This is a genomic window from Nocardioides bizhenqiangii (assembly GCF_034661235.1).
In the GTDB taxonomy this organism is placed as follows: Bacteria; Actinomycetota; Actinomycetes; order Propionibacteriales; family Nocardioidaceae; genus Nocardioides; species Nocardioides bizhenqiangii.
The window spans coordinates 1,012,010-1,023,788 of the sequence record NZ_CP141059.1 but is presented as its reverse complement, the minus strand read 5'-3'; the positions used below and the strand labels follow the sequence as shown (position 1 = coordinate 1,023,788).

Annotated in this window: 9 protein-coding genes; 1 reads left to right on the top strand and 8 read right to left on the bottom strand. The window is 69.9% G+C overall.

Annotated elements, in window-relative coordinates:
- Positions 1–5 precede the first annotated feature (5 nt).
- The 6 genes from SHK19_RS05120 to SHK19_RS05095 are packed head-to-tail and all read right to left on the bottom strand — an operon-like array spanning position 6 to position 8,768.
- Positions 6–1,223 (bottom strand): sarcosine oxidase subunit beta family protein, encoded by a 1,218-nt coding sequence (locus SHK19_RS05120; RefSeq protein ID WP_322456577.1) that lies wholly within the window; start codon positions 1,221–1,223, stop codon positions 6–8.
- Positions 1,223–2,509, bottom strand: a complete 1,287-nt coding sequence (glyA, locus tag SHK19_RS05115) for a serine hydroxymethyltransferase (RefSeq protein ID WP_322938012.1) — start codon at positions 2,507–2,509, stop codon at positions 1,223–1,225. Before glyA ends, SHK19_RS05120 begins: the two co-directional genes overlap by 1 nt.
- A 15-nt stretch (positions 2,510–2,524) precedes the next feature.
- Positions 2,525–3,739, bottom strand: coding sequence for a formaldehyde dehydrogenase, glutathione-independent (gene fdhA / locus SHK19_RS05110; protein ID WP_322938011.1), 1,215 nt, complete (start codon positions 3,737–3,739; stop codon positions 2,525–2,527).
- 52 nt (positions 3,740–3,791) lie between these two features.
- Positions 3,792–4,934 carry an FAD-binding oxidoreductase gene (locus SHK19_RS05105; protein WP_322456580.1) on the bottom strand — a complete coding sequence of 381 codons (1,143 nt, stop codon included), beginning with the start codon at positions 4,932–4,934 and terminating at the stop codon, positions 3,792–3,794.
- 25 nt (positions 4,935–4,959) lie between these two features.
- Positions 4,960–6,279 carry an aromatic ring-hydroxylating oxygenase subunit alpha gene (locus tag SHK19_RS05100; protein ID WP_322938010.1) on the bottom strand — a complete coding sequence of 440 codons (1,320 nt, stop codon included), beginning with the start codon at positions 6,277–6,279 and terminating at the stop codon, positions 4,960–4,962.
- A 50-nt stretch (positions 6,280–6,329) separates the two neighbouring features.
- A complete protein-coding gene (locus tag SHK19_RS05095) occupies positions 6,330–8,768 on the bottom strand; it encodes a GcvT family protein (RefSeq protein ID WP_322938009.1) in 2,439 nt (812 codons plus the stop codon).
- Positions 8,769–8,901: 133 nt separating this feature from the next.
- On the opposite strand from SHK19_RS05095, the gene SHK19_RS05090 reads away from it, so the two are divergent.
- On the top strand, positions 8,902–9,486 hold the full coding sequence (locus SHK19_RS05090; RefSeq protein WP_322456583.1) for an anthranilate synthase component II: 585 nt from the start codon (positions 8,902–8,904) through the stop codon (positions 9,484–9,486).
- Positions 9,487–9,598: 112 nt separating this feature from the next.
- Here SHK19_RS05090 and SHK19_RS05085 read toward each other — a convergent pair whose 3' ends face one another.
- Both SHK19_RS05085 and SHK19_RS05080 read right to left on the bottom strand, forming a co-directional pair.
- Positions 9,599–10,942 (bottom strand): bifunctional folylpolyglutamate synthase/dihydrofolate synthase, encoded by a 1,344-nt coding sequence (locus tag SHK19_RS05085; RefSeq protein WP_322938008.1) that lies wholly within the window; start codon positions 10,940–10,942, stop codon positions 9,599–9,601.
- Positions 10,930–11,775, bottom strand: a complete 846-nt coding sequence (locus SHK19_RS05080; protein ID WP_322938007.1) for a methylenetetrahydrofolate reductase — start codon at positions 11,773–11,775, stop codon at positions 10,930–10,932. Before SHK19_RS05080 ends, SHK19_RS05085 begins: the two co-directional genes overlap by 13 nt.
- Positions 11,776–11,779 lie beyond the last annotated feature (4 nt).

The following is an 11,779-nucleotide window of genomic DNA, read 5'->3' as shown; positions in this document are numbered from 1 at the left end:
AAAGGTCAGTGGGCCACGGCGGCGGCGCCGTGCTCGTCGATGAGCGCTCCGGAGACGAACCGCTCGAGCCCGAACGCACGGTTCAGGTCGTGGGGCTCGCCGGTCGCCATGGTGTGGGCCATCGCCCAGCCGGCGCCGGGCGTCGCCTTGAACCCGCCGGTGCCCCATCCGCAGTTGATGTAGAGGTTCTCCAGCGGCGTCGGGCCGATCACCGGGGAGGCGTCGGGGGAAACGTCGACGATGCCGCCCCAGGTGCGCAGCAGGCGCGCGCGCCCGAAGATGGGGAACAGCTCCAGCGCCGCGGCCATCTGGTGCTCGATCACGTGGAAGGAGCCGCGCTGGCCGTAGCCGTTGTAGGCGTCGACACCGGCGCCCATGACGAGCTCGCCCTTGTGGGCCTGCGACACGTAGACGTGGACGTGGTTGGACATGACCACCGTCGGGTGGACCGGCTCGTAGAGCTCGGAGACCAGGGCCTGCAGGGGGTGCGACTGCACGGGGAGCCGGAAGCCGGCCTTCTCGGCCAGGACGGTGCTGTGCCCGGCGGCCACCAGCCCGACGGTGCCGGCGTTGATCCGGCCGCGGCTGGTCTCGACGCCGACCACGCGGTCGCCGTCCTTGATGAAGCCGGTGACCTCGCAGTTCTGGATGATGTCGACGCCCATCGCGTCGCACGCCCGGGCGAAGGCCCACGCCACGTGGTCGTGCTTGGCGATGCCCGCGCGCGGCTGGAACGTCGCACCGAGGACCGGGTAGCGCACGTCCTGCGAGACGTTGACGATCGGGCAGACCTTCGCCACCTCGTCGGGCTCGAGCCACTCGGCGTCGACCCGGTTGAGGCGGTTCGCGTTGATGCGCCGGGTCGCCTCACGGACGTCCTGGAGCGTGTGCGCGAGGTTGAGGACGCCGCGCTGGCTGAACAGGAAGTCGTAGTCCAGCTCGGCCGGCAGCTGCTCCCACTGCTTGAGGGAGAACTCGTAGATCGCGGCGCTCTCGTCCCACAGGTAGTTCGACCGGATGATGGTCGTGTTGCGGGCCATGTTTCCGCCCGCGAGCCAGCCCTTCTCCAGCACGGCGATGTTGGTCATGCCGTGGTTCTTGGCCAGGTAGTAGGCGGTCGCGAGGCCGTGGCCGCCGCCACCGACCACGACGGCGTCGTACGACGACTTCGGGTCGGGGTCGCGCCAGAGCCAGGCGGGGTGCTCCGGAAGCAGCTTGGCCATCAGTCCTCCAGCGTGGGGTAGAGCGGGAACTTCCCCGCGAGTGCCTCGACCCGGCCGCGCAGCGCAGCGAGCTGGTCCTCGTCGCCGGCCCCGGCGAGGGTGGCGGCGATGATGTCGGCCACTTCCTCGAAGGCGCCGGCGTCGAAGCCGCGGGTGGCCAGCGCCGGGGTGCCGATCCGGAGCCCCGAGGAGACCATCGGCGGACGCGGGTCGAACGGCACGGCGTTGCGGTTCACCGTGATCCCGACCGTGTGCAGGCGGTCCTCGCCCTGCTGGCCGTCGAGCTCGGAGTGCCGCAGGTCGACCAGCACCAGGTGGACGTCGGTGCCGCCGCTCAGGACCGAGATCCCGGCCTCTGCGACGTCGGCCTGCGAGAGCCGGCGGGCGATGATCTGGGCGCCCTCGAGGGTGCGCTCCTGCCGCTCGCGGAACGCCGGCGAGGCCGCCATCTTGAACGCGACCGCCTTGGCGGCGATCACGTGCTCCAGCGGACCACCCTGCTGGCCCGGGAAGACCGCGGAGTTGATCTTCTTGGCCAGCGCCTGCTTGCTCAGGATCACGCCACCGCGGGGACCACCGAGCGTCTTGTGCGTGGTGGTGGTGACGATGTCGGCGTAGGGCACCGGGCTCGGGTGCAGCCCGGTGGCCACCAAGCCGGCGAAGTGCGCCATGTCGACCATCAGGTAGGCGCCAACGAGGTCGGCGATGCGGCGGAACTCGGCGAAGTCCAGCTGGCGGGGGTACGCCGACCAGCCGGCGACGATCAGCTTCGGGCGGTGCTCGACCGCGAGCCGCTCGACCTCCGCCATGTCGATGCGGAAGTCCTCCGCCGAGACCTGGTAGGCCACGACGTTGTAGAGCTTGCCGGAGAAGTTGAGCCGCATGCCGTGCGTGAGGTGGCCGCCGTGCGCCAGGTCGAGGCCGAGGATCGTGTCGCCCGGGTCCAGCAGGGCGAACATCGCTGCGGCGTTCGCCTGGGCGCCGGAGTGCGGCTGCACGTTCGCCGCCTCTGCGCCGAAGAGCTCCTTGATCCGGTCGATCGCGAGCTGCTCGATCACGTCCACGTGCTCACAGCCGCCGTAGTAGCGCCGGCCGGGGTAGCCCTCGGCGTACTTGTTGGTCAGGACCGAGCCCTGGGCCTCCATGACCGACCTCGGAGCGAAGTTCTCCGAGGCGATCATCTCGAGCGTCGTCTGCTGGCGGACCAGCTCGCGCTCGATCTGCTCGGCGACCTCGGGGTCGAAGTCGGCGAGGGTGCGGTCGAGAACGGAAGAAGGCGAAGACATGACATCTTTCATCGGTCAGGCCCGGACCATGCCGTGCGGGTCGATGACGAACTTCTGGGCGGCGCCCTTGTCGAACGCGGCGTAGCCGAGCGCGGCATCGTCGAGGCTGATCGGGGTCGCGTTCACGGCCTTCGCGATGTGCGCCTTGTCCGCGAGGATCAGGTTCATCAGCTGGCGGTTGTACTGCTTCACCGGGCACTGGCCGGTGACGAAGGTGTGCGACTTCGCCCAACCGAGGCCGAGCCGCACGCCGATCTGGCCCACCTTCGCAGCGTCGTCCACCGCGCCCGGGTCGCCGGTCACGTAGAGGCCCGGGATGCCGAGGGAGGCACCGGCACGCGACACGTTCATGATGTCGTTGAGCACCGTGGCGGGCGCCTCGGCGGCGTCCTTGCCGTGGCCGCGCGCCTCGAAGCCGACGGCGTCGACAGCCGCGTCGACCTCCGGCTCGCCGAGGATGTCGGCAACGACGTCCACCAGCGAGTCACCCTTCGACAGGTCCGCGATCTCGCAGCCGAAGCTGGCGGCCTGCGCGAGGCGGTCGGCGTTCATGTCGCCGACGATGACGGTCGAGGCCCCCAGGAGCTGCGCCGAGTACGCCGCGGCGAGCCCCACCGGGCCGGCACCGGCGACGTACACCGTGGAGCCGGTGGTGACGCCGGCGGTGTAGGCACCGTGGTAGCCGGTCGGGAAGATGTCCGACAGCATCGTGAGGTCGAGGATCTTCTCGAGCGCCGCGTCCCGGTCCGGGAACTTCAGCAGGTTGAAGTCGGCGAACGGGATCATCACGTACTCCGCCTGGCCGCCGACCCAGCCGCCCATGTCGACGTAGCCGTACGCCGCGCCGGCGCGCGCCGGGTTCACGTTGAGGCAGATGCCGGTCTTGCCCTCGTTGCACATCCGGCAGCGACCGCAGGCGATGTTGAACGGCACCGAGCAGATGTCGCCGACCTTGTGGAAGAGGACGTCGTCGCCGATCTCGACGATCTCGCCGGTGATCTCGTGGCCCAGGGACTGGCCCACGGGTGCCGTCGTGCGGCCACGGACCATGTGCTGGTCGCTGCCGCAGATGTTGGTCGTGACGAGCTTGAGGATCACGGCGTGCGGGGCGGCCTGCTTGATGCCGAGCCCGTCGGCGACCTCACTCGGGATCTCCAGCTTGGGGAACTCCGTGTTCTCGATCGCGACCTGGCCAGGTCCCGCGTAGACGACGACTCTGTTGTCAGCCATGGGGTGTGACTCCGTTTCTGATTCGGTGATGGGGGGTGAATTGCTGACGCGATCAGGCGTCGAGCGAGAGGTCGCTGAGCGGCTTGGAACAGCAAGCGAGGATCTTTCCGGCGGCGACCTCGCGGGGGCGGATGCCGCCGTTGTGGTTCATCTCCACCTCGCCGGAGAGCTTTGGGATCTTGCAGGTGCCGCACATCCCCTGGGTGCAGGACGACGCGAGTCGCACGCCGGCGGCGAGCGCCACGTCGAGCACGTTCTCGTCCGCGCGACATGTGACCGTGCGGCCGCTCTTGGTGAACTCGACGGAGTACGTCGCCACCCCGTCGTCGCCGGCGGGCGGCGCCGCGACGGCGATGTCCTCGTAGGCGACCCCCTCGGGAGGCGGCGTCGCACCCGGCATGGCCGGGTCGTCGAAGGTGAAGCTCTCCTCGTGGTAGCTGCCGAGGTCGTAGTCCAGCTCACCGAGGATCCGGCGTACGGCGTCCATGTACGGCACCGGGCCGCAGTTGAAGATGGTCCGCTCGAGCAGGTCGGGGACGATCGTGTGGAGCATGGTCGGCGAGAGGCGTCCCCGCATGCCGCCCCAGCGCTCGGACGGGTAGTCGGCCTCGCAGACGTGTACGACGCGGAGGTTGGGCATGAGCGTCTCGATGGCCGCGAGCTCGCTGCGGAAGACGATGTCGCTCGGCGTGCGCGCGCTGTGCAGGAAGACGACGTCGGCGTCCGACCCGAGGTCGTAGAGCGTCCGCAGCATCGACATCAGCGGGGTGATCCCGCTGCCCGCGGAGAGGAAGAGGAGCTTCTCCGCCGGCCGGCTGGTGAGCGTGAAGGCACCGAGCGGCGCCAGTGCGGTGACCTTGCTGCCGGGCACGATGTTGTCGTGGACCCAGTTGGAGACCGTGCCGCCCACGACCCGCTTCACCGTGATGGCGATGCGGTTCGGGCGGGTCGGCGGCGAGGAGATCGTGTAGCACCGGTTCACCCGGGTGCCGTCGATGTCGAGCATCAGGGTCAGGAACTGGCCCGCGTCGAACTCGAAGAGCTGGTCGCCCTCGGGCTCGAACACGAAGTTCTTGACGTCGTGGGTGACGTCGCTGACCGCTGTGCACACCAGCACGGTCCGGTCCTCGTCCGCCCAGCAGACCTGAGACTGCAGGGACGGCACGAGGCTCTCGAGTGCCTGGGTGGACGACATTTCTTTCTCCCCGGAGATCAGGTGACTACTGGGCCGCGACCGCGTTGAGGTGACCGAGCCGATCGGCGCTCTCGCGGCGCGGCTCGAGGGAGTCGCGGAGCCGGCCGACGTACCAGTTGATGAACGACTCGACGTCGTCCTCGACCAGCGCGTAGGGACCGGGCACGTAGCTCGGGTCCGTGACGCCGCGCTGGGCCTTCTCGACCAGCGCGCGGTCCTGGTCGTTGGTGGCCTTCCAGACGCCGGTCAGCCCCTCGATGGTGTAGTCCTCGCCCTCGACGGCGTCCGGGTGGACCAGCCACGTCGTGCGGACCATCGACTTGTCCGGAGCGATCGGCAGGACGCTGAAGACGATCACGTGGTCGCTGAGCATGTGGAACCACGAGTTGGGCTGCATGTGCAGGGAGAGGTCACCGAACTTCGGAGTGGGCGAGTCGCCGATCAGCTTCTTGCAGACCTGGGCGCCGTCGATGCCGAACGATGCACCGTCACCGTCCAGCGGAAGGCGCATGATCATGAAGCCGGTCTCGCGGGTGTCGAGCTCGTGGACCAGCTCCCGCGGAACGCCGTTGGACTTGCAGACGTCGTCAAGGTCCTCGGTCGCCTTCAGGTAGCGCTCGTAGAGCGGCTGGAGGCGCGGCGTGATGTCCGACTCGTCGTACCGGAGGAACGGGAAGTACGACGTGATCAGCTCCGGGTGGGAAGCGTCGCAGTGGTGGCACTCGCGGTTGTTCTCCATGACGAGCTTCCAGTTGCCCGCCTCGACCAGATCGGTCTGGTGGGCGACCTTCGCCTCCGCGACGCGGTAGGAGCGCAGGTAGGGCTCGATGACCGAGGCGACCTCGTCGAAGTCGGCTGGTGGCTCGTCGGCGAGGCAGATGAAGATCAGGCCGCCGACGGTGCGCACGTGGACCTGCTTGAGGCCGAACTTGCTCTTGTCGAAGGACGGCGGCTGGCTCTCGGCGTACACCAGCTCGCCGTCGGCGCGGTAGGTCCACTGGTGATAGGGGCAGACCAGGTTGCCGATCGCACCACACGGCTCCTCGAGGAGACGCGAGCCGCGGTGGCGGCAGACGTTGCGCAGCGCGCGGACCTCCTCCTCGTCGTCGCGGACGATGATCAGCGACTGGGTGCCGATCTCGACCGTGACGAAGTCACCCGCCTCCGGGATCTCGGCCTCCGTGGCGACGAAGAGCCAGTGCTGGCCGAAGATCGCCTTCATGTCCAGGTCGTAGACCTCCTGGCTGGCGTAGAAGGCGGACTCCAGGCTGTAGCCCACCTCACGGCGCTCGACCAGGGCGGCGATCTCGGCCATGTTGGCCGCGGGGGCGGTCTTGAAACTCACAGGGAACCTCCGAAGGAAGAAGGGTTGAGAAGGAATGAGAGACGGGGTGATCAGCCGCGGAGGCGGGTCATCTTCGGGTCGAAGAGCGGCTCGGCGGTGACGACGGCCCTGACCCGCTTGTCGAAGTAGCCGATCTCGAGCTCGGTGCCGACCTCGGCGACCTCGAGCGGCAGCCAGGCGTAGGCGATGCCCTTCTCGATCGTGTAGCCGTACGCCGCGGAGGTGACGTAGCCGACCGGCTTGCCGTCGGCGAAGACCGGCTCCTTGCCGAGGACGACGTCCTCGGTGCTGTCGATCGTCAGGCAGGCCAGCGTCCGGGTCTGGCGCTCCTTGCGGGCGATCAGCGCGTCGCGGCCGATGAAGTCGCCCTTGTCCAGCTTCACCGCGAAGCCGAGGCCGGCCTCGTACGGGTCGTGCTCGTTGGTCATGTCGCCACCGAACGAGCGGTAGCCCTTCTCCAGGCGGAGGCTGTTGAAGGCGCCACGGCCGGCGGCGATGATGCCGTGCTCCTGGCCGGCCTCCCAGAGGGTGTCCCAGAGGCGCTGGCCGAGGTCGGCGGTCGTGTAGATCTCCCAGCCCAGCTCGCCGACGTACGACAGGCGCCAGGCGGTGACCGGGACGTTGCCGATGGTGAGGGACTTCGCGCGGAAGTACTTGAGACCGTCGTTGGTCATGTCCGCGTCGGTGATGCCGGCGAGCACGTCGCGGGCCTTCGGGCCCCACAGGCCGATGCAGCAGGTGCCCGGCGTGATGTCGGTGACCTGGACGGTGCCGTCCTCGGGGAGGTGGCGCTCGAACCAGTCGATGTCCAGCGCACCATTGGCACCGACCTGGTAATGGTGCTTGCCCAGACGGGCGACCGTGATGTCGCTACGGATGCCGCCGTCGGCGCCGAGGAGCAGGGTGTAGACCACCGCGCCGACCGACTTGTCGACGTCGTTGGTGCACAGGCGCTGCAGGAAGTCGACGGCGCCGGGCCCGGTGACGTTGATCCGCTTGAGGGCGGTCATGTCGTACATCGCGACGCCCTCGCGGGTCGCCTTCGCCTCGGCGCCGACGATCGGGTCCCAGTACCTCGCGGCCCAGTCGTTGGGGGTCGGGATGTCATAGCGCTCGACCAGGCCGGCGTTGGCGCCGTACCAGTGCGGGCGCTCCCAGCCATTGGCCGGCAGGAAGAAGGCGTCGAGCTCCTCCTCGCGGCTGAAGAACGGCGAGAGGCGGACGTTGCGCGGGGAGTCCATCGGCTGCAGCGGGTGCAGGATGTCGTAGACCTCGCGGAAGTTCTGGCAGTCGCGCTCGAGCACGTACGCCGGGGCGATCTGGTAGTCCTCGAAGCGGTTCACGTCGCACTCGTGGATGTCGAAGGTCTCGCAGTGGCCATTGGCAAGCCACTCGGCCATGGCACGGCCGACACCCGCGGAGTGGGTGACCCACACGGCCTCGGCGACCCAGAAGCCCTTGACCTCACGCGACTCGCCGAGCAGCGGCATGCCGTCGGTGGTGAAGGAGAAGAGGCCGTTGATGCCCTCCTCGACCTTGGTGTCGTTGGTGGCGGGGAGCAGGGCCTGCGTCTCGGCCCAGGCCGGCTCGAAGTCCTCCGGGGTGAACTCGAGGACGGACGGCATCTCCTCGGTCTCGTCGACCGCCCGGATGTCGTAAGCCGAGATCGGCATCGGCTCGTGGTGGTAGTAGCCGATGGTCAGGCCGTCGAAGTTGTCGCGGTAGTAGAGGCCATGCTCCTGGTGGCGCAGGATCGGGCGGATTGCCTCGTCGGTCTGGCCGGCGACCTCGGGGATCGAGCCGGTCACGGCCAACTGGTGCGCGAGAGGGGTGAGCGGGAGGTCCAGGCCGACCAGGGCGGCGACCTTCGGGCCCCAGATGCCCGCGCACGAGACGACGATGTCGGCCGGGAGCTCTCCGTGGTCCGTCACGACGCCGACCACCTTGTCGTCCTCGACGCGGATGTCGGTGACCTCGTGGCGGGCGAGGAACTTCACGCCACGGCCCTTCGCCCGCTCGATCTGCGCCTCGACGGCCCACAGCGCCTTGGCCAGACCGTCGGTCGGGCACCACAGGCCGCCGAGGACCTGGCCGCGGTCGACGAGCGAGTGCAGCTCCACGCAGCGGTCGGCGTCGACGACTTCGGCCTCGACGCCCCAGGAGGTGAGCCAGCCGTGCCGGCGGTGCAGCTCGGCGAGGCGCTCCGGCGTGGTCGCGACCTCGAGGCCGCCGACCTGCAGGAAGCAGGACTGGCCCTCGTGCTGCAACGAGACGAACTTCTCCACCGTGTAGCGGGCCATCTCGGTGAGCACCTTGGAGCCGCTGGCCTGGAAGACCAGGCCCGGCGCGTGCGACGAGGAACCACCGGTCACCGGCAGGTCGCCCTGGTCGACGACGGTGATGTCCGTCCAGCCGCGCGCGGACAGCTCATCGGCCAGCGCGGCCCCCACCACTCCCGCACCGATGATGACGGTCCGTCGACCAGCCATGGGGTTCCTCCTGTTGCGTAATCTGCATCGCATTGCGTTGACAGCAACAATGCCGTCTGCTGGAGTGTGCCGTCAAGGGGCTTGAGCGCCCGATTTGGCTCCGATTCGACGAGGACTGGGAGGGACGCCCGTGATGCCGACTCCCCGCGTCGTCGTGGTCGACCACCACGACTCCTACGTGTGGAACCTCGTGCACCTCGTCGCTGCCGTGACGGGCGTGCTTCCGGACGTCGTCCAGCACGACGCGACGACACCCGCACACGTCCTCTCCTACGACCGGGTGGTGCTCTCCCCCGGCCCCGGGCATCCCCTCGACGCGAGCGACTTCGCGGTCGGCGGCGAGGTCGTTCGCTCGGCGACGGTGCCCGTCCTCGGCGTCTGCCTGGGCATGCAGGGCCTGGTCTCGGCCTTCGGCGGCGTCGTCGAGCGGGTCCGGCCGGCGCACGGCGCCGTCGCCTCGGTGCACCACGACGGCGCAGGGGTCTTCGCCGGGATCCCGTCGCCGTACCCCGCGGTGCGCTACCACTCGCTCTCCGCGACGAAGGTCCCCGACGACCTCGTCGTCACCGCAACGTGCAGCGATGACGACCAGGGCACCGTGGTGATGGGGGTCCGTCACCGCAGCCGCCCGTTGCACGGTGTTCAGTTCCACCCCGAGTCGGTGCTGAGCCAGTACGGCGCCCGGCTGGTCCAGAACTTCCTCCGCTGCGCCCCCTGAGGTGCTCCGGGCCCTGACCTGGGTGGGGTTGGGCGCCGACGGAGACGTCGACACCCAACCCCGAGCTGACGGGTGAGCCCGGGCAGGGCAGTGCTGCTCTCGCAGCGACCCGTCAGCCGTCGGTGGGCCCGCTGCTCGCATCTCCGACGGTGACGACCGACCCGGTGACGAGGACGACGTCCGTCGAACCCGGACGGGCGTCGGCGAGGGCGCGGGCAGCGGCGAGGCCGGAGGCCACGTCCGCCGCGAGATGGACACGGCTCGGGCCGAACACGTCGGTCGCCTGGGCCGCGAGCTCGTCGGCGGGCAGGGACCGCGGGCTCGAGTTGCGGGTGCAGACGACCAGGTCGACCACGCCCTCCAGCTCGTGGAGCACGGCCGAGTAGTCCTTGTCGGCCATGACCGCCAGCACGGCGATCGTGCGACCCGACACCTGCTCCGCCAGGTTGCGCGCGAGGGCGCGGGCCCCGTGCGGGTTGTGCGCGGCGTCCAGGACCACCGGCGGCGTGCCGGGCCGGATCTCGAACCGCCCGGGCGAGGCGACGCGTCCCAGCACCGTCCGCACCAGGTCGACGTCGAGCGGGCCGCCCAGGAACGCCTCGGCCGAGGCGATGGCCACCGCGGCGTTCTGCGCCTGGTGCTCACCGTGCAGGGCGAGCGGGACGTCGTCGTACTGCCGGTGGAGTCCCCGGAAGGACAGGAGCTGGCCGCTCGCCATCGGCGAGCGGCGCGTCACCGCGAAATCCCGCCCCTCGACCGCGAGCTCGGCGCCGACGGCGTCGGCACGAGCGCAGAGGACGGCCGACACGTCGTCCGGCTGGCGTGCGGAGACCGCGGCGGCGCCCGCCTTGATGATGCCCGCCTTCTCCGCGGCGATCGCCTCCACGGTCGGGCCGAGGTAGTCGGTGTGGTCCAGCGCGACCGGAAGGATCGCGGCGACGTCGGCCGTGATGACGTTGGTCGCGTCCCACCGGCCGCCCATGCCGACCTCGACGACAGCCGCGTCGACGCCGTGGGCGGCGAACGCCTGGTACGCCATGGCGACGGTCATCTCGAAGAAGGACACGGGGTGCGTCGATGCGCAGTCGACCACCGCGGCCTGCTCGGCGACCGCCTGGTAGCTGCGGACGAAACGATCGACGTCGATCGGGTGCAGGTCGAGGGAGATGCGCTCGCGCATGCTCTCCAGGTGGGGACTGGTGAACCGCCCGGTCCGGCTCCCGCACGCAGCGAGCAGCGCCTCGACCATGCGAGCCGTGCTGGTCTTGCCGTTGGTGCCCGTCAGGTGGATCGACCGGTACGCCGTCTCGGGCCTCCCGAGCAGGCCGAGCAACATGGCCACGCGGTCGAGCGTGGGATCCATCCGGGTCTCGGGCCAGCGGGCGAGCAGCTGCTGCTCCACGTCTGCCAGCGCCATCTCCGGCGCCCCGGCCGCGACCGCGCTCACCGCTCCCACCGGGCCAGCTGCTCGCGGCGCCAGGCCTCGGTCTCGGCCACCTGGTTGAAGGTGAAGAGGTGCAGGCCACGGACGTGCATCCGGTCGTCGCCGAGGACCCCCGCCGCACGGGTCAGCAGGCGCATCGGGTCGTAGCCTCCGGGCACGGCGATCCGGCCGAAGACGCCACGGTTCTTCGCGAGGAACTTCGTCGACTCCCCCACACCGATCTTGGTGGCCATGGTCAGGAGCTTGGTGCGGTCGACCGGGCCGGGGAGACCGACGAGGATCGGCGTGGTCACGCCGCGCGCCCGGACCCGCCGCACCCAGGAGCCCAGGACGCGCGGGTCGAAGGTCAGGTTGCTGACGATCTGGGTGGCGTGGCGTCGCTTGTCCCACATGGTCTGGACCGTGACGTCGTCGTGGATGGTCGGGTGGGACTCGGGGTAGCCCGTGATCCCCACCTCCGCGAAGGGGTTGCCGATCGACGCGAGATCGTCGAGCAGGTCCAGTGCTCCGGCGTAGGGGCCGACCGGGTCGGCGTCACCGCCCGGCACGAACACCGTCGTCACGCCCGACCCCAGGAGGCGGTCGGAGATCTCCGCCAGCTCGGAACGACCGGCGATCATCCGGGCCGCGAGGTGGGGCACGACGTCGTAGCCGAGGGCCGCGAGCCGCTCGGTCAGCGCGAGGGTCGCCTCCAGGCCCTGTGACGGCGAGGCCGTCACAGTGACCGTGCGGCCGGGCGCGAGGTGGGTGACAACGGCCTCCTCGACCCGCGCGGTCGGGAGCACCTCGAAGCGGGCGTTGTCGAGCAGGCGTCGTACGACGTCGGAGCGCGTGCGGGTGAGCATCGGA

Coding starts and splice junctions, on each gene's coding strand:
- SHK19_RS05120 (WP_322456577.1), bottom strand. CDS start 1,223: ATGGCCAAGCTGCTTCCGGAGCACCCCGCCTGGCTCTGGCGCGACCCC.
- glyA (WP_322938012.1), bottom strand. CDS start 2,509: ATGTCTTCGCCTTCTTCCGTTCTCGACCGCACCCTCGCCGACTTCGAC.
- fdhA (WP_322938011.1), bottom strand. CDS start 3,739: ATGGCTGACAACAGAGTCGTCGTCTACGCGGGACCTGGCCAGGTCGCG.
- SHK19_RS05105 (WP_322456580.1), bottom strand. CDS start 4,934: ATGTCGTCCACCCAGGCACTCGAGAGCCTCGTGCCGTCCCTGCAGTCT.
- SHK19_RS05095 (WP_322938009.1), bottom strand. CDS start 8,768: ATGGCTGGTCGACGGACCGTCATCATCGGTGCGGGAGTGGTGGGGGCC.
- SHK19_RS05090 (WP_322456583.1), top strand. CDS start 8,902: ATGCCGACTCCCCGCGTCGTCGTGGTCGACCACCACGACTCCTACGTG.
- SHK19_RS05080 (WP_322938007.1), bottom strand. CDS start 11,775: ATGCTCACCCGCACGCGCTCCGACGTCGTACGACGCCTGCTCGACAAC.